The sequence below is a fragment of the Streptomyces sp. GbtcB6 genome (assembly GCF_019091475.1).
Classification (GTDB): Bacteria; Actinomycetota; Actinomycetes; order Streptomycetales; family Streptomycetaceae; genus Streptomyces; species Streptomyces hyaluromycini.
This window is the reverse complement of sequence record NZ_JAGXJL010000001.1, coordinates 294,710-318,051: the sequence shown is the minus strand read 5'-3', so window position 1 is coordinate 318,051 and position 23,342 is coordinate 294,710. Positions and strand designations below refer to the sequence as shown.

The following is a 23,342-nucleotide window of genomic DNA, read 5'->3' as shown; positions in this document are numbered from 1 at the left end:
CACCGAATCATCCACCTGGACGGGCCGGTTGTGTGGCTTCCAGGAGTTCGGCGAGTTCCACGAGGTCCGTGCCGGTGAGGCGGGGGAGGGCGCAGCCGGAGAGGGTGCGGCAGGCGTCCCGCCAGGACGGCGGGATCGAATCGGCGCCGCCGAGGGCGCCGGTGAGGGCGCCGGCGAGGGCGGGGGCCGAGTCGGCGACCCGGGAGAGGCAGGCGGCGGCGGGTACGGCCTCGGCGATCCGGCCGCGCGCGGCGGTGGCGAGGGCGAGGGCGACCGGGACGGTTTCGGCGGCGGCGATGCCGTAGCTGTAGACGTGGTCGACGATTTGGTGTTCGAGGAGGGGGACGAGGGCGAATGCCGTGTCCGTGGCGCCGGTGAGGGTCAGGGCGTGGCGGGCGTTGCGGCCGATCTCGGTGGACTCGGGGAGTTCGGTGAGGGCTGCGGCCACGCAGGTCTCGACCTCGGCGCCGACGAGGGCGAGCGCGAGGGCCGCGGCCATGGCACGGGCGCCGTGCACGCCGTCGCCGTCCTGGGTGTAGCGGGCGTCGAACTCGGCGAGGTCGGCGGCGCGTTGGGGGTCGCCGGGGTGGGCGACGGCGAGCGCGCAGGCGCGGACGCAGGCGGCGTCGTCGAAGTAGTGCGGGTTGTCGTGGCCGGTGGCGGGCGGGCGCAGGCCGGCGGCGAGGTTGCCGAGACCGGCGCGGACGGAGATGCGGGCACGCAGGGGGAGTACGGCCGACTCGACCTCTGGGGCGCGTTCGGCCGCGGCGGCGACCTCGGAGGCGACCGCGGTCCAGGTGAGGTCGATGGCGGCACGGGTGCGGAGCTCACGGCTGAGGTCGCCGAGGGCGGTGTCGTCGCCGGCGCGCAGGACGGCTTCAGCGGCGAAGGCCGCCCACTCGGCGTCGTCGGAGGGGCCGAGGCGGAGGGGCTCGGGGGGTTGGTTGAGGGCGATGGGGACGGGGAGGGTGGTGGTCGCGTTCTGTTCGGCGAAGGTGTCGAGTTCGCGGGTGAGGCGGCGGGTCCATTCCGGCATGCGGGATGCGCGGTGCCGCGCGGAAGGCCAGCCGGCGGCGTCGCCCGCGGCGAGGCCGAGGAGAAGCCCCTCGATGTGCCGCCGGTTCACCGGAGCCCCTCGCTGCAGCCGGCCCCCAGGGGGCTCCGCCCCCTGGACCCCCGGGACCTCGCCCACCCACCACCCGACTCGGTGGGCAGAGAGGCTGGTGCGGAGGGTTGTGGCTCGGTGGGCAGAGAGGCTGGTGCGCAGGGTTGTGGCTCGGTCTGTGGCGAAGCCGAACCCGTCAGGAGTTCCGCCACCTCCAGCACATGCTGCCCCGCCATCGACGGCAGGCAGCTGCCGCGCGCCGGGCCGATCGCCGCTGCCCACTCCGGCGGGATCGACGTCTCTCCCATCGTCGCGCCCGCCAGCGCGCCGGCCACCGCGGCCGTCGTGTCCGCGTCGCGCCCCATGTTCACGGCTGTCAGCACCGCGTCCCGGAAGTCGCCGTCCGCCGCCGCGTACGCGCCGAAGGCCAGGGCCACCGCCTCCGGGGCCAGGTCGGTCCACGGGTAGCCGCCGATGACCACCGCGGAGCGCACCGCCCGTTCGCCGCGGTGGGCCACCGACACCGCGCGGCGCAGGGAGCGGGCGGTCCAGGAGTCGTCCGGGATCACCGCGAGCGCCGCCGCGACCACCGCCGTGGGCGGGGCTCCCGCCATCGCCGCCGCGACCCCCGCCGCCACCGCCTGGCCGCCGTAGATGCCCTCGCCCTCGTGGCTCACCGAGCCGTCGACGGCGACGAGCCGGGCCGCCTCGGCGGGGCGGCCCGCCGCGAAGACGCCGAAGGGGGCCGCCCGCATGGCCAGGCCGTCGCTCCAGGCGTGCCGGTGCTGGGCGGAGATGGGGGCGGCCAGGCCCCGCCGGAGGTTCTCCAGGGTGCCGCGTTCGCTGAAGCCCGCGCCCTTGAAGGGGCCCTCGGCGCGGTCGGCGATCCACTCGTGCCAGGCCGCCTCGGCATGGGCCGGGGTGAGGGCCGAGCCGTGCCGGGCGAGGAGGAGGCCGGAGAAGATCGCGTACTCGGTGTCGTCCGTACCGGCGGGGCGGTCGGTCACGTATCCCGTGATGCGGCCCCAGCGGGCGCGGATCTCGGAGGGCTTCATGTTCTCCGCCGGCGCCCCGAGCGCGTCGCCCACGGCCAGGCCCAGCAGCGCGCCCCGAGCCCGGTCGCGCAGTTCGGGGGCGGGCTCCCCGGGAGCGGGGACCGGTGGGGTGCAGGTGATCGAGGACATGGGCGGGCCTCTCCGGGAGGGGTTTCGCGCGGGGACGCGGAACCGTTTGCGGATGTGTCCCACCAACGGCGGTTGACCGCAGCCTGACGGGCCTCCACATCACCCGGTCGACATCTGTGCAGTACCTCGCGCGTGTGAGCGGGGAGGGATAAAACCGCAGGTTAGCCCAGCCTTTCCTTGCTGGCGGCGCGGAATGCCCCGGCGTAGTGTCAGCGTTGTCAAAAGATAGAACTTGTCCAAAGTTAGCTTTGCCTCAGCTTATCCGGGGCGCGCTGAGAGACCTTTTGGGGGACCCCTCATGGCCGTGATCGAGACCCAGGCGACCCTGCACGAAGCCCACCGCGACAACCACACCCACCGGGACGTCAACGGCGGATGGCTGCGGCCCGCCGTCTTCGGTGCCATGGACGGGCTGGTCTCCAACCTCGCCCTGATGACCGGTGTGGCGGGCGGGGCCGTCGGTCATCAGACCATCGTCATCACCGGACTCGCGGGCCTGGCCGCCGGCGCCTTCTCGATGGCCGCCGGCGAGTACACCTCCGTCGCCTCGCAGCGCGAGCTCGTCGAGGCCGAGCTGGACGTGGAGCGCGGCGAGCTGCGCAGGCACCCGCAGGACGAGGAGGCCGAGCTGGCCGCGCTGTACGAGGCGAGGGGCGTCGAGCCGGAGCTGGCCCGGGAGGTCGCCCGGCAGCTGTCCGCCGACCCCGAGCAGGCGTTGGAGATACACGCCCGCGAGGAGCTCGGGATCGACCCCGGTGACCTGCCCTCGCCGCTGGTCGCCGCCGTCTCGTCCTTCGGGTCGTTCGCGCTGGGCGCGCTGCTGCCCGTGCTGCCGTTCCTGCTCGGCGCGACCGCGCTCTGGCCCGCCCTGCTGCTGGCGCTCGCCGGACTGTTCGGGTGCGGTGCCGTGGTGGCCAGGGTGACCGCGCGGAGCTGGTGGTTCAGCGGTCTGCGGCAGCTCGCGCTGGGTGGCGCGGCGGCCGGTGTGACGTACGCCCTGGGCACCCTGTTCGGGACGGTCGTAGGATAGTGCGACTGGTAGCTATGCGTTGGGCCGCATAAGTACCCGTTACTCGCTGGTTTCGAATGCTTAACCACTGGGCATGAGCCGTAAGCGCCGCAGGCAATGAGGCCTGCCATGCACCTGTGGGGTGGCGCGACGCTCACCCCCGCCCCTGCGGACCGATGGACACGGATCTGTCCGGATCGGTCCCCCACCACCTTCACCGCTTTGAGCGGTACGTCGCCGTAAACCCCTGCGGCGTCCGCATGTTGGAACGGTGTATCCAGTTCCCGAGAACCGCTCCATCATGTAACCTGCGTGAAATTTCGCAACAAAAACGCAGAGGGCCAGCGTCGTCCCTCGGCACCTGCTATACGCCACTGACGACGACGGGAGAGCCGATGCGTACGCCGCGCCAGCCGTCCCAGCACTCCACGAACGGCCGAAACTGGTCGTTCATGGATGCTCGCCCTGCTGCGCAGGGTATGTACGACCCCCGCAACGAACGCGACGCCTGTGGCGTCGGCTTCGTGGCCACCCTCACCGGCGAGGCGAGCCATGCGCTGGTCGAGCAGGCGCTCACGGTTCTGCGCAACCTTGAGCACCGCGGCGCGACCGGCTCCGAGCCCGACTCCGGTGACGGCGCGGGCCTGCTCTCCCAGGTGCCCGACGCCTTCTTCCGCGAGGTGTCCGGATTCGAGCTGCCGGCGGCCGGTTCGTACGCCGTGGGTATCGCCTTCCTCCCGGAGGACGGCACCGAGAACGCCGTCTCGCAGATCGAGACGATCGCGGACGAGGAGGGCCTCACCGTCCTCGGCTGGCGCGAGGTTCCGGTCGCACCGGGGCTGCTCGGCGCCACCGCCCGCTCCACCATGCCGGTCTTCCGGCAGGTTTTCGTCACCGACGGCGCCAGCGAGGGCATCGCGCTGGACCGCAAGGCCTTCGTGCTGCGCAAGCGCGCCGAGCGCGAGGCCGACGTCTACTTCCCGTCGCTGTCCGCGCGGACCATCGTCTACAAGGGCATGCTGACCACGGGCCAGCTGGAGCCCTTCTTCCCGGACCTGTCCGACCGCCGCTTCGCGTCCGCGATCGCGCTCGTGCACTCCCGGTTCTCCACGAACACCTTCCCGTCGTGGCCGCTCGCCCACCCCTACCGCTTCGTCGCCCACAACGGTGAGATCAACACCGTCAAGGGCAACCGGAACTGGATGGTCGCCCGCGAGTCCCAGCTGGTCTCCGACCTGTTCGGCCCGCAGGACAAGCTGGACCGGGTCTTCCCGATCTGTACGCCCGACGCCTCCGACTCGGCCTCCTTCGACGAGGTGCTGGAGCTCCTGCACCTGGGCGGGCGTTCGCTGCCGCACTCCGTGCTGATGATGATCCCGGAGGCGTGGGAGAACCACGACTCCATGGACCCGGCCCGCCGCGCCTTCTACGGCTTCCACTCCACGATGATGGAGCCCTGGGACGGCCCCGCCTGCGTCACCTTCACCGACGGCTCCCAGGTCGGCGCCGTTCTCGACCGCAACGGTCTGCGTCCCGGTCGCTACTGGGTCACCGACGAGGGCCTGGTCGTCCTCGGCTCCGAGGTCGGCGTCCTCGACATCGACCCCGCCAGGGTCGTCCGCAAGGGCCGCCTGCAGCCCGGCAAGATGTTCCTCGTCGACACCGTCGAGCACCGCATCATCGAGGACGACGAGATCAAGGCCGGCCTCGCCGCCGCGCAGCCCTACGCCGAGTGGCTGGAGGCCGGGGAGATCGAGCTCTCCGACCTGCCCGAGCGCGAGCACATCGTGCACACCCACGCCTCGGTCACCCGCCGCCAGCAGACCTTCGGCTACACCGAGGAAGAGCTGCGCGTCATCCTCGCGCCGATGGCCAAGGCCGGCGCCGAGCCGATCGGCTCCATGGGCACCGACTCGCCGATCGCCGCGCTGAGCGAGCGCCCGCGCCTGCTCTTCGACTACTTCACCCAGCTGTTCGCGCAGGTCACCAACCCGCCGCTGGACGCGATCCGGGAAGAGCTGGTGACGAGTCTGCGCTCGTCCCTCGGCCCCGCGGGCAACCTGCTCGACCCGAACGCCGCGTCCTGCCGCTCGGTCGTGCTGCCCTTCCCGGTGATCGACAACGACGAGCTGGCCAAGCTCATCCACATCAACGCCGACGGCGACATGCCCGGCTTCAAGGCCGCGACCCTGTCCGGCCTGTACCGGGTCTCCGGCGGCGGCGACACCCTCGCCGCGCGGATCGAGGAGATCTGCGCCGAGGCCGACGCGGCCATCGAGAACGGCGCCCGGCTGATCGTCCTCTCGGACCGGCACTCGGACGCCGAGCACGCGCCGATCCCCTCGCTGCTGCTCACCGCGGCCGTCCACCACCACCTCATCCGCACCAAGCAGCGCACCCAGGTGGGTCTGCTGGTCGAGGCCGGTGACGTCCGCGAGGTCCACCACGTCGCCCTGCTGATCGGCTTCGGCGCCGCCGCCGTCAACCCGTACCTGGCCATGGAGTCGGTCGAGGACCTGACCCGCGCGGGCACCTTCCTGCCGGGCATGGAGTCCGAGCAGGCCATCCGCAACCTGATCTACGCCCTCGGCAAGGGCGTCCTGAAGGTCATGTCCAAGATGGGCATCTCGACGGTCGCCTCCTACCGCGGCGCCCAGGTCTTCGAGGCCGTCGGTCTCGAAGCGGGCTTCGTCGACAAGTACTTCAACGGCACCGCCTCCAAGATCGGCGGCGTCGGCATCGACGTCATCGCCAAGGAGGTCGCCGCCCGCCACGCCAAGGCGTACCCGGCCTCCGGCATCGCCCCTGCGCACCGCGCCCTCGACATAGGCGGCGAGTACCAGTGGCGCCGCGAGGGCGAGCCGCACCTGTTCGACCCGGAGACGGTCTTCCGCCTCCAGCACTCGACCCGCGCGAACCGCTACGACATCTTCAAGAAGTACACGGACCGCGTGAACGAGCAGTCCGAGCGGCTGATGACGCTGCGCGGCCTCTTCGGCTTCAAGAGCGACCGGGAAGCCATCTCCGTCGACGAGGTCGAGCCGGTCTCCGAGATCGTCAAGCGGTTCTCGACCGGTGCCATGTCCTACGGCTCCATCTCGCGCGAGGCCCACGAGACCCTCGCCATCGCCATGAACCAGCTGGGCGGCAAGTCCAACACCGGTGAGGGCGGCGAGGACCCGGACCGCCTGTACGACCCGGCGCGGCGCAGCGCCATCAAGCAGGTCGCCTCCGGCCGCTTCGGCGTGACCTCGGAGTACCTGGTCAACGCGGACGACATCCAGATCAAGATGGCCCAGGGCGCCAAGCCCGGCGAGGGCGGCCAGCTGCCCGGCCACAAGGTCTACCCGTGGGTCGCCAAGACCCGGCACTCCACCCCGGGTGTCGGCCTGATCTCGCCGCCGCCGCACCACGACATCTACTCCATCGAGGACCTGGCCCAGCTGATCCACGACCTCAAGAACGCGAACCCGCAGGCGCGGATTCACGTCAAGCTGGTCTCCGAGGTCGGCGTCGGCACGGTCGCGGCCGGTGTGTCCAAGGCGCACGCGGACGTGGTGCTCATCTCCGGCCACGACGGCGGTACCGGTGCCTCCCCGCTGACCTCGCTGAAGCACGCGGGCGGCCCCTGGGAGCTCGGCCTCGCCGAGACCCAGCAGACCCTGCTGCTCAACGGCCTGCGCGACCGCATCGTCGTGCAGACCGACGGCCAGCTGAAGACCGGCCGTGACGTCGTCATCGCCGCGCTGCTCGGCGCCGAGGAGTTCGGTTTCGCGACCGCGCCGCTCGTCGTCTCCGGCTGCATCATGATGCGCGTCTGCCACCTCGACACCTGCCCCGTCGGCGTCGCCACCCAGAACCCGGTGCTGCGCGACCGCTTCTCCGGCAAGGCCGAGTACGTGGTGAACTTCTTCAGGTTCATCGCCGAGGAGGTCCGCGAGATCCTCGCCGAGCTGGGCTTCCGCTCCATCGAGGAGGCCGTCGGCCACGCCGGGACGCTCGACGTCACCCGTGCCGTCAACCACTGGAAGGCGCAGGGCCTGGACCTGGCCCCGCTCTTCCACGTGCCCGAGCTGCCCGAGGGCGCGGCGCTGCACCAGACCATCGCGCAGGACCACGGCCTGGAGAAGGCCCTGGACAACGAGCTGATCAAGCTCGCCTCCGACGCCCTGGCCGCCTCCAGCGCCACCGACGCCCAGCCGGTGCGCGCCCAGATCAAGGTGCGCAACATCAACCGCACGGTCGGCACCATGCTCGGCCACGAGGTGACGAAGAAGTTCGGCGGCGCGGGCCTGCCCGACGACACCATCGACATCACCTTCACCGGCTCGGCCGGCCAGTCCTTCGGCGCCTTCCTGCCGCGCGGTGTCACGCTCCGCCTGGAGGGCGACGCCAACGACTACGTCGGCAAGGGCCTCTCCGGCGGCCGTGTGATCGTGCGTCCCGACCGGGCCGCCGACCACCTCGCCGAGTTCTCGACGATCGCGGGCAACACCATCGCGTACGGCGCGACCGGTGGCGAGCTGTTCCTGCGCGGTCGTACGGGTGAACGATTCTGCGTCCGTAACTCCGGTGCGCTGGTGGTCTCGGAGGGCGTGGGCGACCACGGCTGCGAGTACATGACCGGCGGTCACGCGGTGGTCCTCGGCGAGACGGGCCGCAACTTCGCGGCCGGCATGTCGGGCGGTGTCGCCTACGTGATCGACCTGAACCGCGACAACGTCAACGTCGGCAACGTGGACGCGATCGAGGCCCTGGACGACGCGGACAAGCAGTGGCTGCACGAAGTGGTGCGCCGCCACGCCGAGGACACCGGCTCGACGGTCGCCGAGAAGCTGCTCGCCGACTGGGACACGGCCGTGCAGCGGTTCAGCAAGATCATCCCCAGCACGTACAAGGCAGTGCTCGCCGCCAAGGACGCCGCCGAGCGAGCGGGTCTCTCCGAGACCGAGACCCACGAGAAGATGATGGAGGCGGCGATCAATGGCTGACCCGAAGGGCTTCCTGAACCACGGCCGTGAGGTCGCCAAGACCCGTCCCGTCGCCGACCGCGTCAAGGACTGGAACGAGGTCTACGTCCCGGGCTCGCTGCTGCCGATCATCAGCAAGCAGGCCAGCAGGTGCATGGACTGCGGCATCCCGTTCTGCCACAACGGCTGTCCGCTCGGGAACCTGATCCCCGAGTGGAACGACTTCGCCTACCGCGAGGACTGGCCGGCCGCGTCGGAGCGCCTGCACGCCACGAACAACTTCCCGGAGTTCACGGGCCGCCTGTGCCCGGCGCCCTGCGAGTCGGCGTGCGTGCTCGGCATCAACCAGCCGGCCGTCACCATCAAGAACGTCGAGGTCTCCATCATCGACCAGGCGTGGGAGGCCGGGACCGTCGCCCCGCAAGCCCCCGAGCGCCTGTCCGGCAAGACCGTCGCCGTCATCGGCTCGGGCCCCGCGGGCCTGGCCGCCGCCCAGCAGCTGACCCGGGCCGGCCACACCGTCGCCGTCTACGAGCGCGCCGACCGCATCGGCGGCCTGCTCCGCTACGGCATCCCCGAGTTCAAGATGGAGAAGCGGCACATCAACCGCCGTATCGAGCAGATGCGCGCGGAGGGCACCCGCTTCCGTACCGGTATCGAGATCGGCATCGACCTCAAGGCGACCGACCTGAAGAAGCGGTACGACGCGGTCGTCATCGCCGCCGGTGCCACCACCGCCCGTGACCTCCCCGTCCCCGGGCGGGAGCTGAAGGGCGTGTACCAGGCGATGGAGTACCTCCCCCTGGCCAACAAGGTGCAGGAGGGCGACTACGTCACGTCCCCCGTCTCGGCCGAGGGCAAGCACGTGGTCGTGATCGGCGGCGGCGACACCGGCGCGGACTGCGTGGGCACCGCCCACCGCCAGGGCGCGGCCTCCGTCACCCAGCTGGAGATCATGCCCCGTCCGGGCGAGGACCGCGCGCCGAACCAGCCGTGGCCGACCTTCCCGATGCTCTACAAGGTCACCTCGGCGCACGAGGAGGGCGGCGAGCGGGTCTACTCCGTCTCCACCACCCACTTCGAGGGCGACGAGGACGGCAACGTCCAGTGGCTGCACCTCACCGAGGTGGAGTTCGTCGACGGCAAGCTGACCTCGAAGCCGGGCACCGAGCGCAGGATCCCGGCCCAGCTGGTCACCCTCGCCATGGGCTTCACCGGCACCGACCGGGTCAACGGCGTGGTCGAGCAGTTCGGTCTCGACCTCGACGAGCGCGGCAACGTCGCCCGCGACGCCGACTTCCAGACCAACGTCCCCGGTGTCTTCGTCGCCGGTGACGCCGGCCGCGGCCAGTCCCTGATCGTCTGGGCGATCGCCGAGGGCCGCTCGGCCGCCAAGGGCGTCGACCGCTTCCTCACCGGAGCGAGCGACCTCCCGGCCCCGATCCGCCCGACGGACCGCTCGCTGATGGTCTGACCCGTCACCCCACAGAACGTCCCGTACAACGGCGTACGGAACACTGACGGCGCCTGCCCCACAGTCCCCGACCGGACGACTGGGCAGGCGCCGCCGCCTTTCGCCGATCAAGTAACCTCGGCCTCCTGAACCACGGGTGAGGGGGAGCAGGGCATGGCCGCGATCAGTCTCAGCAAGGTGGAGCAGACCGCGCCCGCGCTGGTCGACGCATACAAGTCGGCCGGAATCTCCCTCACCAAGCACGGACTCGACGGACTCCGTGCCGCCGTCTACCTGGTCGTCGACTACTCCGGCTCGATGAAGCCGTACTACGCCGACGGCAGTGTGCAGGCCCTCGCGGACCGGGTGCTGGGGCTCTCCGCGCACCTGGACGACGACGGCCGGGTCCCTGTCGTCTTCTTCAGCACCGACATCGACGCGGTCACCGACATCGAGCTGGCCGGCCACACGGGCCGGATCGAGAAGATCGCGGCCGGGCTCGGGCACATGGGCAAGACCAGCTACCACCTGGCCATGGACGCCGTGATCGACCACTACCTCGACAGCGGCGCGACCGCCCCCGCCCTGGTCGTCTTCCAGACCGACGGCGGCCCGATCAACAAGCTCGCCGCGGAACGCTACCTGTGCAAGGCGGCCAGGCTGCCGCTGTTCTGGCAGTTCGTCGGCTTCGGCGACCCGCACAGCAAACAGTTCGACTTCCTGCGCAAGCTCGACGAACTGGCGGTGCCGGGCAGGCGGGCGGTGGACAACGCGGGCTTCTTCCACGCCGGCTCGGATCCGGCGAAGGTGCCGGACGGCGAGCTGTACGACCGTCTCGTCGGCGAGTTCCCGCAGTGGCTGGCGGCGGCGCGGGCGGCGGGGATCGTCGGGGCGGGCTGACTTTACGCGGCACCGTTGGCTGTAGCGCTCCGGCATGCCACCCTGAGGGGTGATCCGGCGGGGAGGCGACGCGACGTATGGACGACGCGGCACGAACGGTGAACGGTCAGGCACGGGTGGGGAGTTCGGCACAGCGAGCGGAGCCGCCCGGCAAGGGTGAGAAGCTCGCGGACTGGGCCGACAGCCGGCTGGGGATCTACGGCCTGGCCAAGGCGAACATGCGCAAGGTGTTCCCGGACCACTGGTCCTTCATGCTGGGCGAGATCTGCCTCTACAGCTTCCTCATCCTGATCCTCACGGGCATCTACCTCACCCTGTTCTTCGAGCCCAGCGGTGCCGAGGTCGTCTACCACGGCACCTACCAGCCGTTGAACGGCATCATCATGACCAAGGCGTACGAGTCGACGCTGCACATCAGCTTCGACGTGCGCGGCGGCCTGCTGATCCGGCAGATCCACCACTGGGCGGCGCTGGTCTTCGTGGCCGGCATGCTCGTCCACATGATGCGGGTGTTCTTCACCGGCGCCTTCCGCAAGCCCCGCGAGGTCAACTGGCTGTTCGGCTGGCTCCTGCTGTTCCTGGCCATCCTCACCGGCCTGACCGGCTACTCGCTCCCCGACGACCTGCTCTCCGGCACCGGCGTCCGGTTCGCCGACGGCGCGATCCTGTCGATCCCGATCGTCGGCTCGTACATCTCGATGTTCCTGTTCGGCGGGGAGTTCCCGGGCCACGACATCATCTCGCGGTTCTTCCCGATCCACGTGCTGCTGCTGCCCGGGATCATGCTGGGCCTGGTGGTCGCCCACCTGATCCTGGTCTTCTACCACAAGCACACCCAGTACCCGGCGCCCGGACGCGACCAGAAGAGCGTGGTCGGCATGCCCTTCCTGCCGGTCTACATGGCCAAGGCCGGCGGCTTCTTCTTCCTCGTCTTCGGCATCCTCGCGTTCATCGGCGGCATCGCCACCATCAACCCGGTGTGGGCCTTCGGCCCCTACCGCCCCGACCTGGTGACCACCGGTGCCCAGCCCGACTGGTACCTGGGCTTCTCCGAGGGCCTGATCCGCGTCATGCCCGGCTGGGAGATCAACGCCTGGGGCCACACCCTGGAACTGGGCGTCTTCATCCCCTTCTCGGTCTTCCCGCTGTTCCTGCTCGCCATCGGCGTCTACCCGTTCATCGAGGCGTGGATCACCGGCGACAAACGCGAGCACCACATCCTCGACCGCCCGCGCAACGCCCCCGTCCGCACCGCCCTCGGCGTGGCCTGGCTCAGCCTCTACTTCGTCCTCCTGATCGGCGGCGGCAACGACGTCGTGGCCACCCATCTCCATCTCTCCATCAACTCGATCACCTGGTTCGTCCGGATCTCCGTCTTCGTCGTCCCCGTCCTCGCCTTCATCGCCACCAAACGGATCTGCCTCGGCCTGCAGCGCCGGGACCGCGACAAGGTCCTGCACGGCAGGGAGACCGGCCTCATCAAGCTGCTCCCGCACGGCGAGTACATCGAGGTCCACGAACCCCTCAGCCAGGGAAGCCTGTTCGTCCTGACCCAGCACGAACAGAACCCGCCCTACGAGATAGGGCCGCTGGAGGACGCGAACGGCGTACGGCGCAAGGTCACCGTCGCACAGCGGGTACGGGCGAGCCTGGCGAAGGGGATGTTCGGTCCCGACACCCACATCCCGAAGCCGACGAAGGAGGAGTACCGGGAGATCACGAGCGGGGACCACCACTAGAACGCCCCGAGGGCAGGCGCCCCGGAAGGGGCGCGGGGAACTGCGCGACCAGCCCCCACCGGCCCGCAGCCTAACGACGACCGAGAACCGTCTCTCGGCACTCCTCCGGCGTCCCCCAGGCACCCCGCAACGTCCGCGCCTTGGTCACCCACAACGACAGGTCGTACTCCGCCGTGTAACCGATCGCCCCGTGCAGTTGCAGCGCGGCCCGCGCCCCGGCGTACGCCGCCTCGCACGCGCTGAGCTTCGCCGCGGCCACATCCGACGGAGTCATCGTCACCGCCGCCCCGAAGACCAGCGGACGGGCGAACTCCAGCGCGATCCTCACGTCGGCCAGCCGATGCCGGACCGCCTGGAACGACCCGACGGGCACGCCGAACTGAGTCCGCTGCCTCACGTACGCCACCGTTCTGTCGAGCAGGGCCAGCCCCACCCCCAGCGCCTGCGCGGCCGTGGCCAGCCGGGCCCAGGTCAGTGCCTCGGCCCACGGCGGCTCCGTGCTGATCAGGTCACCGACGGGAAAGAGCGGTGTGAGCCGGCGGGCGGGGTCCAGGGACCGGCGTACCGCCCCGGCGCCGGGGGACAGCCGCAGGCCCTCCGGTGTGGCCGCCAGCCGCACATCGGCCGCGTCCCCGTCCAGCCCGAACCCGTACCCGTGCCTCTCGAACGCGACCGTCGCCACCGTCTCTCCCGACGCGATCCCCGGCAGGAACCTCTTGGCGAGGCCCTCGCCGTCATCGAGCAGTACGGCCGCCGCCACCGTCTCCGCCACCGGCCCCGGCACCGCGAACCGCCCCAACTCGGTCAAGGCCACCGCGAGTTCGACAGGCCGGCGGCCCATCCCGCCGTACTCCTCCGGCACCGCCAGCCCGAACACCCCCGCCTCGCCGATACGACCCCACAACGCCCGCCCGCCCGCATGCTCGCCCCGGCTCCACTCGCGTACCACCCTCGGCGTGTCCGCTGCCGTCAGCAGCCCCCGCAGGGCGTCGGCGAAGTCCCGCTGCTCGGTGTCGAGGAGGAAACGCATGTCAGCGGCGTCCCTTCGGCAGGCCGAGCAGCCGCTCGGCGATGATGTCGCGCTGGATCTCGTTGGTGCCCGCGTAGATCGGGCCGGCGAGGGAGAAGACGTAGCCCTCCGACCACGGCGTGTCCGCCAGCTCGCCCTCGGCGCCCAGCAGATCGAGCGCCGTCTCGTGCAGCGCCAGGTCCAGCTCCGACCAGAACACCTTGTTCAGACTCGACTCCGGGCCGAGCGACTCGCCGTCCAGGAAGCGGGCCGCGGCCGCATAGGTGAACAGCTGGTACGCGCGGGCGCCGACGACCGCGTCGGCCACCCGGGCCGCGGCGGACTCCGGTTCGCCCCGGGCCTGCCAGAGGTCCCGCAACCGGTCGGCGGCGGCCAGGAACCGTCCCGGCGACCGCAGGGTCAGCCCCCGCTCGTTCCCCGCCGTCGACATCGCGATCCGCCAGCCCTGGCCCGGCTCGCCGATCACGTCCTCGTCGGGCACGAACACCTCGTCCAGGAACAGCTCCGCGAACGCCGGTTTCCCGTCCACGCGGCCGATCGGGCGGACGGTCACCCCCGGCGCGCGCAGATCGAACATCAGGTAGGTGAGCCCCTGATGCGGCTTGGGCAGGTGCGGCTCGCTGCGGAAGAGGCCGAACGCGCGGTCGGCGAAGGCCGCCCGTGACGACCAGGTCTTCTGGCCGGTCAGCAGCCAGCCGCCGTCCGTCCGCACGGCCCTGGAGGTGAGGGAGGCAAGGTCGGAACCGGCCCCGGGCTCGGACCACGCCTGCGCCCAGACCACCTCCCCGGTGGCCATCTGCGGCAGCACCCGCGCCCGCTGCTCCTCGGTCCCGTGCTCGAACAGGGTCGGGGCGAGCAGGCTGACGCCGTTCTGCCCTACTCGGCCCGGCGCGCCCGCCGCCCAGTACTCCTCCTCGAAGACCAGCCACCGCAGCAGCCCGGCGGCCCGGCCGCCGTACTCCTCGGGCCAGGACACCACCGACCAGCGGTCCACGGCCAGTTCGGCCTCCCAGGCGCGGTGCGCCGCGAAGCCCTCGGCCGTCTCCAGGGAGGGGAGCGGACCGCGCGGCACATGCGCCCGGAGCCAGCTGCGGGCCTCGGCGCGGAACTCCTCGTCCGCCGGGCTGTGGGTCAGGTCCACGGTCGCCGTCACCGTCCTTCCCTAACAAGTGTTTGGTAGGTTAGCGTGGGCCCATGACAGGCGTCGAGAGGCCGGAGTACGTGCCCGGGCACGGGCTGCTCAAGGGGCGCACCGCCGTCATCACGGCCGCGGCCGGGGCGGGGATCGGCGGGGCGACCGCGCGCCGTTTCCTGGAGGAGGGCGCCCGCGTGCTGATCAGTGACGCACACGCGCGGCGGCTGAAGGAGTACGAGGCCGAGCTGGCCGGCCGCCATCCGGGAGCCGTGACCGCCCTGCCCTGCGACGTCACCGACGAGACCCAGGTGCAGGCCCTGTTCGACACCGCCGTGCGGGCGCACGGACGGTTGGACATCGTCGTCAACAACGCCGGCCTCGGCGGGACCTCGGCGCTCGTCGACATGGGCGACGAACAATGGTCGCGGGTGCTCGACGTCACCCTCAACGGCACCTTCCGGTGCGTGCGCGCCGCCCTGCGGCTCTTCCGCGAGAGCGGGCACGGCGGGGTGATCGTCAACAACTCCTCCGTCGTCGGCTGGCGGGCCCAGGCCGGACAGGCCCACTACGCCGCCGCCAAGGCCGGGGTGATGGCGCTGACCCGGTGCGCGGCGATCGAGGCGGCCGGGTACGGCGTGCGGGTCAACGCCGTGGCACCGAGCCTCGCCATGCACCCGCACCTGGTGAAGGTGACGTCGGCCGAGCTGCTGGAGGAGCTCACCGCCCGCGAGGCCTTCGGGCGGTACGCCGAGCCGTGGGAGGTGGCCAACGCCATCGTCTTCCTGGCGTCCGGCTACTCCTCCTACCTCACCGGAGAGGTCCTCTCCGTCAGCAGCCAGCATCCGTAGGACGAGAATGTGCCCGTGCCGACCAAGAAGAAGCCCCAGGTGACCGCCGCGAGAAGGCCCGCGGCCGCCGCCGCTCAGGCTCGACGCCGCGAACTCCTCGAAACCGCCGCCGAGGTCTTCGCCGAGCAGGGCTACAACGCCACCACCGTACGCAAGATCGCGGACCACGCGGGCATGCTCGCGGGCAGCCTCTACTACCACTTCGACTCCAAGGAGTCGATGCTGGAGGAGATCCTGCGGACCTTCCTCGACGAGCTCTGGAACGGCTACGACACCGTCCTGGACGCCGGACTCGGTCCCCGCGAGACCCTCGAAGCCCTGGTCACCGAGTCCTTCCGGGAGATCGACCGGCACCGCGCCGCCGTCGCCATCTACCAGAAGGAGAGCAAGCAGCTGGTCGCGCAGGAGCGGTTCGGCTTCCTCGCCGAGTCGCAGCGCAGGTTCGAGAAGGCATGGCTGTCGACGCTGGAGCGCGGGGTCGCCGCGCACGTCTTCCGCGCCGACCTCGACGTCCGCCTCACCTACCGGTTCGTGCGCGACACGGTGTGGGTCGCCGCCTCCTGGTACCGGCCCGGCGGGCAGCACAGCCCGGAGGAGATCGCCCGGCAGTACCTGTCGATGGTGCTGGACGGGATCGCCGTCCGTGAGTAGCTCATCCATTCGTTGAAAGCCCCTTTCTGCCGAGGGAGTTGCTGACATGGCCGAGGCCTACATCGTCGAAGCGGTGCGCACGCCGGTCGGGCGGCGCAAGGGCGGACTGAGCGGGGTCCACCCGGCCGATCTGGGCGCCCATGTGCTGACCGCCCTGGTGGCACGGTCGGGCGTGGACCCGGCCGCCGTCGAGGACGTCGTCTTCGGCTGCCTCGACGCCGTGGGGCCGCAGGCCGGTGACATCGCCCGGACCTGCTGGCTCGCGGCCGGGCTGCCCGAGGAGGTGCCGGGCGTCACCGTCGACCGCCAGTGCGGCTCCTCGCAGCAGGCCGTGCACTTCGCCGCCCAGGCCGTCCTGTCCGGCACCCAGGACCTGGTGGTCGCCGGCGGTGTCCAGAACATGTCCCAGATCCCCATCGCCTTCGCCTCCCGGCAGGCCGCCGAGCCGCTGGGACTGACCGAGGGCCCCTTCCTGGGCAGCGAGGGCTGGCGGGCCCGGTACGGCAGGCAGCCCGTCAACCAGTTCGCCGGCGCCGAGATGATCGCCGCCAAGTGGGGCATCAGCCGCCGGGACCAGGAGGAGTTCGCCCTGCGCTCCCACCGGCGGGCGCTGCGCGCCATCGACGAGGGCCGCTTCGAGCGGGAGACGGTCCCCTACGGGCCGGTCGCGGTGGACGAGGGGCCGCGCCGGGACACCTCCCTGGAGAAGATGGCCGCCCTGAAACCGGTCCTCGACGGCGGCACCATCACCGCCGCCTGCTCCTCCCAGGTCTCCGACGGCGCCGCCGCCATGCTCCTCGCCTCCGAACGGGCGGTCCGCGAACACGGGCTGCGCCCCCGCGCCCGCGTCCACCACCTCTCCGTCCGCGGCGAGGACCCCATCCGGATGCTCTCCGCCCCGATCCCGGCCACCGCCCACGCCCTGAAGAAGACCGGCCTCACCATCGACGCCATCGACCTGGTCGAGATCAACGAGGCCTTCGCCCCGGTCGTCCTCGCCTGGCTCAAGGAGACCGGCGCCGACCCCGCCAAGGTCAACGTCAACGGCGGCGCGATAGCCCTCGGCCACCCGCTCGGCGCGACCGGCGTCAAGCTGATGACGACCCTCCTGCACGAACTGGAACGCACCGGCGGCCGGTACGGCCTCCAAACCATGTGCGAGGGCGGTGGGCAGGCGAACGTGACGATCATCGAGCGGCTGTGAGTCCTCACTTGAGGGCCATGAGCCGTTCCCGTGTCTCCTCCGCCTCCTTCATGATCCGGTCCACCAGTTCGGCGCACGACGGCAGGTCGTCGATCACCCCGGCGACCTGCCCGGACGCCATCACCCCGAGATCCGTACGGCCGTCCACCATCGCCGACCTGAGCAGCATCGGCGTGTTCGCGGCCAGCAGGACCTGACTCCAGGACAGCTCCTTCCCGTGCCGCAGGGCCAGGCCGTCCTGGACCAGCTGCCGCCAGGTGAGCCCGGACAGCTTCCGGAACCCCGCCGCACGGCGGATCGCGTGCAGCAGGCTCCGGGCCCGGCCCGAACGCTCCAGCCCGGCCACCAGATCGGTCCGCAGCATCCGGTGCGGCAGCCCGTCCACCGCCCTGGTCACCGTGACGTCCTTGACCGTCGCCGCCAGATACCTCGCCTTCACCGCGTCCGGCACCGTCGAGTCCGAGGTGAGCAGGAACCGCGTGCCCATCGCGACCCCCGCCGCCCCGTACGCCAGCGCCGCCACCAGCCCCCGGCCGTCGAAGAACCCCCCGGCGGCCACCACCGGTATCCGCACCGCGTCCACCACCTGCGGCAGCAGCACGCTGGTCGCCACCTCGCCGGTGTGCCCGCCGCCCTCGCCGCCCTGCACGATCACCGCGTCCGCGCCCCACGCCGCCACCTTCTCGGCGTGCCGCCGCGCCCCCACGGACGGGATCACCACCACACCCGCCGCCTTCAGCTCGGCGATCAGCTCGGGGGAGGGGGCGAGCGCGAAGGACGCCACCCGCACACCCCCGTCGATGATCAGCCGGACCCGGTCGCCGGCGTCGGCCGCGTCCGCCCGCAGGTTCACCCCGAACGGGGCCTCCGTACGGCAGCGCACCTCGGCTATCGCGGTACGCAACCGGTCGAGGGTCATCGTGGCGGAGGCCAGGATGCCGAGCGCTCCGGCGTTGGCGGTGGCCGAGACCAGGCGGGGGCCCGCCACCCAGCCCATCCCCGTCTGCACGATCGGATGCCGGACCCCGACCAGCCGGGTCAGTGCGGTGTCCATCAGCCGGCGACCTCCCTCGTCCGCGCACCGGCCGGATCGAGCACCTCGCGGATCAGCCGCAGCTCCGCCGCGCTCGGTTCGCGGGTGTACGGCACCTCGTCCGGGACGGCGAGCTCGAAGTCCGTCGCCTCCCGCACCTGGTCGACGCTCACCCCCGGATGCAGTGCGGCCAGCCGCATCGAGCGGTCGGGGGTCTCGAAGTCGAGGACGCCCAGATCGGTGACGACTCTCGGGATGCGGTGGAAGCGGTCCGTGCCGGGATGCGCGGCGACCCGGTCGTACCCCAGCCCGCACACCATGTCGACCTTCGCCACGAACACCCGCCGGGAGTGCTTCGGGACCCAGTAACTCGTCGGGTTGTTCAGCGTGTTGAGGGTCGCTCCGCGCACCCCGAGCAGTTGGCGGCGGGGCCGGGTCCAGTCGCCGATGCAGGAGATGTTCTGGTTGCCGTACCGGTCGAGCTGGCTCGCGCCCATCATCACGTGCCGCCGCCCGCCGGCCACCAGGGCGAGGTGCTGCCGGTAGGGCAGCCAGCCCTCGGGTGTCCCGTCCGGGCGGACCAGCAGGGCCTCGCCGTCGGTCAGCAGCAGGTCCGGTGTGAAGGTCAGCCGGGCCAGGCGTGCGCCCAGGGAGGGGATCAGGCCCATCGGGCTCGCCAGGATCTCACCGGAACCCCGCCAGGCCTCGGCGCAGGCGATGACGCAGTAGTCGGAGCGCAGTACCTCCATCAGCCCTGTCCCTCCTGCCAGTTCCGCACCGCCGACCGGTACGCCTCCTCGTCCCCGGCCAGGAACCGCCCGGAGAACTCTGCCCACGACGTCGTCGCGTACAGCCGCTGGAACTTCTCGTCCCGTCCGTAGTCGGGAGCGCAGGAGGTGAAGTGAGCGCCGCCCGGCGCCTCCACCACCCCCGTCACGTTCAGCCGCTTGACGAGCAGCGACTGCGGGGCCGCCTCCTTCGTCAGCTCGGCCGTGTCCACGATCCGTTCGCAGGAGACATAGGCTGCGTCCGCCGCCTCGCAGAACAGGTCGTCGAAGTACGGGTCCGGGCCCAGGTACTGGCCGTTGCCCAGCCGGTCGGCGCGGTTGACGTGGACCAGCGCTGCGTCCAGGCGCAGGGCGGGCATCGCCACGAACGTCTCCCCGTCGTCGTACGGCGAAGTGACCGTCCGCAGACCGGGGTTGACCCGCATGACGTCCGAGCCGATCCCGGCGCGCACCGGCAGGAAGGGCAGCCGGTTCGCGGCCGCGTGCAGGCCCCACATGAACATGCCCTCGTCGACCTCCATGAGCTCGAACGCCCCGCGTTCGCGTGCCGCGCGGTAGTGCGGTTCGAGCGGGACGGAGTCGAGGGTGACGAAGGCCGTCACCAGCTTGCGCACCCGGCCGGCGGCGACCAGCATCCCGACGTCCGGGCCGCCGTACGAGACCAGGGTGAGATCGTCGATGCCGCTCCGGAGCACTGCTCTGACCAGGGACATCGGCTTGCGCCGGGAACCCCAGCCGCCGACGCCGAGGGTCATGCCGCTCGCCAGCCCGGAGACGGCCTCGTCGGCGGTCATCGTCTTGTCAGTCACTCCCAGCACCCTCCTTCCCGAAGGTGTCGCGGACCCGGTCGGCCACCCCGCTGAGGGCGGCCTCGAAGGTGAAGCCCTGTTCGAAGCGGTAGCTCCGCCGCACGTCGACGGGGTCGATGCCGTTGATGGCGGCCTTGGCGAGGCGCAGCAGCCGGCCGTCCTTGGCGGCTATCTCCCGCGCCAGCTCCAGTGCCGCGGAGCCGAGGTCCTCGCGGGGCACGACCCGCCAGACCGAGCCGTGCGCATGCAGTTCGGCCGCGGTCGCCGTGCGCGAGGTGTAGTACAGCGTCCGCATCAGATGCGGCGGCACCAGACGGGCCAGATGGGTGGCCGCGCCCAGGGCGCCCCGGTCCAGCTCCGGCAGCCCGAAGACGGCGTCCTCGCTCGCCACGATCGCGTCCGCGTTGCCCACCAGGCCTATCCCGCCGCCCAGACAGAAACCGTGCACCGCGGCCACCACCGGGGTCTCGCACTCGTACACCGCCGCGAAGGCCTCCGCGCAGCCCCGGTTGGCGCCGAGCAGCGCCTCGTGCCCGTCCTGCTGTATCTCCTTGATGTCCACGCCCGCGTTGAAGCCCCGGCCTCGCGCGGTCAGCACGACGCACCGGGTCCCGGGGTCGCGGCCCGCCGCGCGCACCGCGTCCGCCAGCGCGAACCAGCCGTGCACCGGCAGTGCGTTCACCGGCGGGTGGTCGACCGTGACGAGCGCGATTCCCTTTTCCGGACACGAGGTGGAGACACCCATGGACGCATCAGCTACCTTCGCACTCAGCTGCCTTTCCACCAAACATTTGTTAGGTGTGAGGCTTCGAAGCTAGCAGTCGGCGCTGACAAGCGGGAGGCCCTGTGGATAACTCGCAGAGCGGCAGGACTGTCGTCGTCACCGGCGGTACCAGGGGCGTGGGCGCCGGGATCGCACGGGCCTTCGCCGAGGCCGGTGCCCACGTCGTGGCCTGTGCCCGCCGGCCACCCGAACAACACCTCGAAGGCGTCGAGTTCACCCCCCTCGACCTGCGCGACCCACCCGCCGTACGCGCCTTCTTCGACGCCCTGCCCCGGGTCGACGTGCTCGTCAACAACGCGGGCGGCACCCCCTACCGGCGGCTCGCCGACGCGGACCCCGAGCGGCACGCCCGGGTGATCGAGCTGAACCTCGTCACCCCGCTGACCGCCTCCCTCGCCGCGTACGAGCACCTCCGGCGGGCCCGGGGAGCGGTGGTGATGATCAGCAGCGTCAGCGGCGGCCGCCCCTCGCCGGGCTCCGCCGCCTACGGCGCGGCCAAGGCGGGGCTGGAGAACCTCGCCCGGTCCATGGCGGTGGAGTGGGCGCCGGAGGTCCGCGTCAACACCCTCGTGGTCGGCATGGTCCGCACCGAGCTGGCCCACCTCCACTACGGCGGCCCGGACGGTGTCGACGCCGTCTCCCGGACCGTCCCGCTCGGCCGCCTCGCCGCCCCGTCCGACGTCGGTGCCGCCGCCGTCTTCCTCGCCTCCGACGCGGCCGCCTACATCAGCGGGGCGAGTCTGCTCGTGCACGGAGGCGGGGAGCGGCCGCCCTTCCTGGACGCGGCGACTGCCAACAAGCCATCCGACAAGGAGGACTGAGATGAGCGGAATCTGCGCGGGCCGGGTCGTGGTCGTCACCGGCGCCGGGCGCGGGCTCGGCCGGGCCCATGCGCTGGCCTTCGCCGCCGAGGGCGCCCGGGTCGTCGTCAACGACCTCGGCGTCGGCCTCGACGGCGCGCCGGGCGCGGACGGTCCCGCCAGTCCCGCCACCCCTGCCGGCCCCGCCACCCCTGCCAGTCCCGCCGAGGCCGTCGTGGACGAGATCCGGGCGGCCGGCGGCGAGGCGGTGGCACACGGCGGCGACATCGCGACGGCCGCCGGTGCCGAGTCCCTGGTGGCGGCGGCCCTGGACGCGTACGGCCGCCTGGACACCCTCGTCAACAACGCCGGCTTCCTGCGCGACCGGATGCTGGTCAACCTCGCGGAGGACGACTGGGACGCGGTCATGCGGGTGCATCTCAAGGGCCACTTCCTGCCGCTGCGGCACGCGGCCGCGCACTGGCGGGCCGAGGCCAAGGCGGGCCGCACCCCGGTCGCCCGCATCGTCAACACCAGCAGCGGCGCGGGCCTGCTGGGCTCGGTCGGGCAGGGCAACTACAGCGCCGCCAAGGCCGGCATCATCGGTCTCACCCTGGTCGCGGCGGCCGAACTCGCCCGCTACGGCGTCCAGGTCAACGCCATCGCCCCGGCCGCCCGCACCCGGATGACCGAGCGCGCCTTCGCCGAGACCATGGCCGCCCCCGACACCGGCTTCGACGCCATGGCCCCCGGGAACGTCTCCCCGCTCGTCGTCTGGCTCGGCTCCGCCGCGAGCGCCGGCGTCACCGGGCGGGTGTTCGAGACGGAGGGCGGCCGGATCACCGTCATGGAGGGATGGCGGCCCGGCCCGACCGCCGACAAGGGGGCCCGGTGGACCCCGGCGGAGGCGGGGGAGACGGCGCTGAAACTGCTGGCCGGGGCGGGGGTGCCGGGAGCGGTGTACGGGGCGTGAGGCCGGGAGGGAGGGTCTAGGTGTCGCACTCCAGTACCGTCCGGCACAGCGAGCAGCGGGCCCGGACCCGGCCCCGTACCGGCACCCTGATCCGCTGGTGGCAGGTCGGGCACGGGAACGAGACCCGCAGCCGGCCGCCGCTGTCGGGGGTGAAGGCGTAGGAGGCGCCGGGCTGCGGGGGCGGCGCCGCGGGGGCGTGGCGGCGGTCGCGGGCGTAGCGGCGGCGGCCCGCCCAGCCGGCCGAGCTCAGCGGTGGCTGCTCCTCGTCCTGGCGGGCCCGGGCCATGCCCTTCTGGTACGCCGTGTAGGCCTGCGGGCTGGTGAACCACACCGACGGATCCTCGTGGAAGACGAGGGAGCGCTTGGCCAGCACGTAGCCGAACTCCTCCGGGGTGAGGTAGCCGAGCTTCTGGGACGCCTCGCCGTGCTCCCGGTAGGCGTCCAGGAGCAGCCAGCCGGCCCCCAGGTAGGTGGTCGCCGTGTCCGTGAGGATCTCGTTCTCCCGGACGCTCGGGAAGGACAGGTCCAGACGGTGCAGGTAGACGTGCATCACCTCGTGGGCGAGGGCCGCGCCGATGTCCCTGCGGTGGGTGCGGAAACGGTCGTTCAGCTCGACGAAGTACTCGGGGCCCGCGGTCAGTTCGACGTTCGCCGCGTGGGCCATGTCCTTGAAGCCGACGATCATGCGGGCGTCGGGCAGGCGGAAGTGCCGGACCATCTCGCGGGCGACGCGCTGCGAGCCGAGGTGGAGGTCGTCGGTGTCACAGAACGCGACGTCGGCGGGGAGCACGCTGGTGGCGAAGGTCTGGACGGTGTCGTACGAAAGGCGCCGGTACAACGCCGTGATGGCGGCCCGCACGGTGTCCAGGTGCGGGTAGCCGTGCTCTACCGGGCCGCCGTTCGCCACGTCCCTTACCCCCACAGACG

Annotated in this window: 19 protein-coding genes; 10 read left to right on the top strand and 9 right to left on the bottom strand. The window is 71.7% G+C overall.

Annotated elements, in window-relative coordinates; translation table 11 throughout:
• Positions 1–7 precede the first annotated feature (7 nt).
• The gene (locus tag KVT45_RS01445; RefSeq protein WP_217544468.1) at positions 8–1,192 is read right to left on the bottom strand and encodes an ADP-ribosylglycohydrolase family protein; all 1,185 of its coding nucleotides are present in this window, start codon (positions 1,190–1,192) and stop codon (positions 8–10) included.
• A complete protein-coding gene (locus tag KVT45_RS01440) occupies positions 1,123–2,289 on the bottom strand; it encodes an ADP-ribosylglycohydrolase family protein (protein ID WP_308310612.1) in 1,167 nt (388 codons plus the stop codon). The genes KVT45_RS01445 and KVT45_RS01440 overlap by 70 nt, the downstream gene beginning before the upstream one ends.
• A gap of 298 nt (positions 2,290–2,587) precedes the next feature.
• On the opposite strand from KVT45_RS01440, the gene KVT45_RS01435 reads away from it, so the two are divergent.
• The 5 genes from KVT45_RS01435 to KVT45_RS01415 all read left to right on the top strand — a co-directional run bounded on the left by KVT45_RS01435 (position 2,588) and on the right by KVT45_RS01415 (position 12,360).
• Entirely contained in the window at positions 2,588–3,319 is a 732-nt protein-coding gene (locus KVT45_RS01435; RefSeq protein ID WP_217544466.1) for a VIT1/CCC1 transporter family protein, read from the top strand.
• A 431-nt stretch (positions 3,320–3,750) separates the two neighbouring features.
• On the top strand, positions 3,751–8,289 hold the full coding sequence (gene gltB / locus KVT45_RS01430) for a glutamate synthase large subunit (RefSeq protein WP_254646131.1): 4,539 nt from the start codon (positions 3,751–3,753) through the stop codon (positions 8,287–8,289).
• Complete coding sequence (locus tag KVT45_RS01425) at positions 8,282–9,742, top strand: glutamate synthase subunit beta (protein ID WP_217544462.1); 1,461 nt, start codon at positions 8,282–8,284, stop codon at positions 9,740–9,742. Before gltB ends, KVT45_RS01425 begins: the two co-directional genes overlap by 8 nt.
• A gap of 153 nt (positions 9,743–9,895) precedes the next feature.
• Complete coding sequence (locus KVT45_RS01420) at positions 9,896–10,621, top strand: VWA domain-containing protein (RefSeq protein WP_217544460.1); 726 nt, start codon at positions 9,896–9,898, stop codon at positions 10,619–10,621.
• Between the two features lie 77 nt (positions 10,622–10,698).
• Positions 10,699–12,360, top strand: coding sequence for a cytochrome bc complex cytochrome b subunit (locus KVT45_RS01415; RefSeq protein WP_217544458.1), 1,662 nt, complete (start codon positions 10,699–10,701; stop codon positions 12,358–12,360).
• A 70-nt stretch (positions 12,361–12,430) separates the two neighbouring features.
• Here the strand turns inward: KVT45_RS01415 and KVT45_RS01410 are convergent, their stop codons facing one another.
• Entirely contained in the window at positions 12,431–13,390 is a 960-nt protein-coding gene (locus tag KVT45_RS01410) for an acyl-CoA dehydrogenase family protein (protein WP_217544456.1), read from the bottom strand.
• Between the two features lies 1 nt (position 13,391).
• A complete protein-coding gene (locus KVT45_RS01405) occupies positions 13,392–14,531 on the bottom strand; it encodes an acyl-CoA dehydrogenase family protein (RefSeq protein WP_217544862.1) in 1,140 nt (379 codons plus the stop codon).
• Between the two features lie 53 nt (positions 14,532–14,584).
• On the opposite strand from KVT45_RS01405, the gene KVT45_RS01400 reads away from it, so the two are divergent.
• The 3 genes from KVT45_RS01400 to KVT45_RS01390 are packed head-to-tail and all read left to right on the top strand — an operon-like array spanning position 14,585 to position 17,228.
• Positions 14,585–15,373 carry an SDR family oxidoreductase gene (locus tag KVT45_RS01400; protein WP_217544454.1) on the top strand — a complete coding sequence of 263 codons (789 nt, stop codon included), beginning with the start codon at positions 14,585–14,587 and terminating at the stop codon, positions 15,371–15,373.
• 15 nt (positions 15,374–15,388) lie between these two features.
• Positions 15,389–16,024 carry a TetR/AcrR family transcriptional regulator gene (locus KVT45_RS01395; protein WP_217544453.1) on the top strand — a complete coding sequence of 212 codons (636 nt, stop codon included), beginning with the start codon at positions 15,389–15,391 and terminating at the stop codon, positions 16,022–16,024.
• Positions 16,025–16,070: 46 nt separating this feature from the next.
• Positions 16,071–17,228 carry an acetyl-CoA C-acetyltransferase gene (locus tag KVT45_RS01390; RefSeq protein ID WP_217544451.1) on the top strand — a complete coding sequence of 386 codons (1,158 nt, stop codon included), beginning with the start codon at positions 16,071–16,073 and terminating at the stop codon, positions 17,226–17,228.
• 4 nt (positions 17,229–17,232) lie between these two features.
• Here KVT45_RS01390 and KVT45_RS01385 read toward each other — a convergent pair whose 3' ends face one another.
• From KVT45_RS01385 to KVT45_RS01370, 4 genes are read right to left on the bottom strand one after another with little or no spacing between them, the layout of a single operon-like run.
• Complete coding sequence (locus KVT45_RS01385) at positions 17,233–18,282, bottom strand: nitronate monooxygenase family protein (RefSeq protein WP_217544449.1); 1,050 nt, start codon at positions 18,280–18,282, stop codon at positions 17,233–17,235.
• A complete protein-coding gene (locus tag KVT45_RS01380) occupies positions 18,282–19,010 on the bottom strand; it encodes a CoA-transferase subunit beta (protein ID WP_217544447.1) in 729 nt (242 codons plus the stop codon). Before KVT45_RS01380 ends, KVT45_RS01385 begins: the two co-directional genes overlap by 1 nt.
• Positions 19,010–19,858, bottom strand: coding sequence for a CoA transferase subunit A (locus KVT45_RS01375; RefSeq protein WP_217544446.1), 849 nt, complete (start codon positions 19,856–19,858; stop codon positions 19,010–19,012). Before KVT45_RS01375 ends, KVT45_RS01380 begins: the two co-directional genes overlap by 1 nt.
• A complete protein-coding gene (locus tag KVT45_RS01370) occupies positions 19,851–20,603 on the bottom strand; it encodes an enoyl-CoA hydratase family protein (protein ID WP_217544444.1) in 753 nt (250 codons plus the stop codon). The genes KVT45_RS01375 and KVT45_RS01370 overlap by 8 nt, the downstream gene beginning before the upstream one ends.
• 101 nt (positions 20,604–20,704) lie before the next feature.
• Between KVT45_RS01370 and KVT45_RS01365 the strand changes: the two genes are divergently transcribed.
• Together KVT45_RS01365 and KVT45_RS01360 are read left to right on the top strand one after the other, a co-directional pair.
• The gene (locus KVT45_RS01365) at positions 20,705–21,463 is read left to right on the top strand and encodes an SDR family oxidoreductase (RefSeq protein ID WP_217544442.1); all 759 of its coding nucleotides are present in this window, start codon (positions 20,705–20,707) and stop codon (positions 21,461–21,463) included.
• Between the two features lies 1 nt (position 21,464).
• Entirely contained in the window at positions 21,465–22,415 is a 951-nt protein-coding gene (locus KVT45_RS01360; RefSeq protein WP_217544440.1) for an SDR family oxidoreductase, read from the top strand.
• A 16-nt stretch (positions 22,416–22,431) separates the two neighbouring features.
• On the opposite strand, the gene KVT45_RS01355 is transcribed toward KVT45_RS01360, so the two are convergent.
• Entirely contained in the window at positions 22,432–23,322 is an 891-nt protein-coding gene (locus KVT45_RS01355; RefSeq protein WP_217544438.1) for a hypothetical protein, read from the bottom strand.
• Between the last annotated feature and the right edge of the window lie 20 nt (positions 23,323–23,342).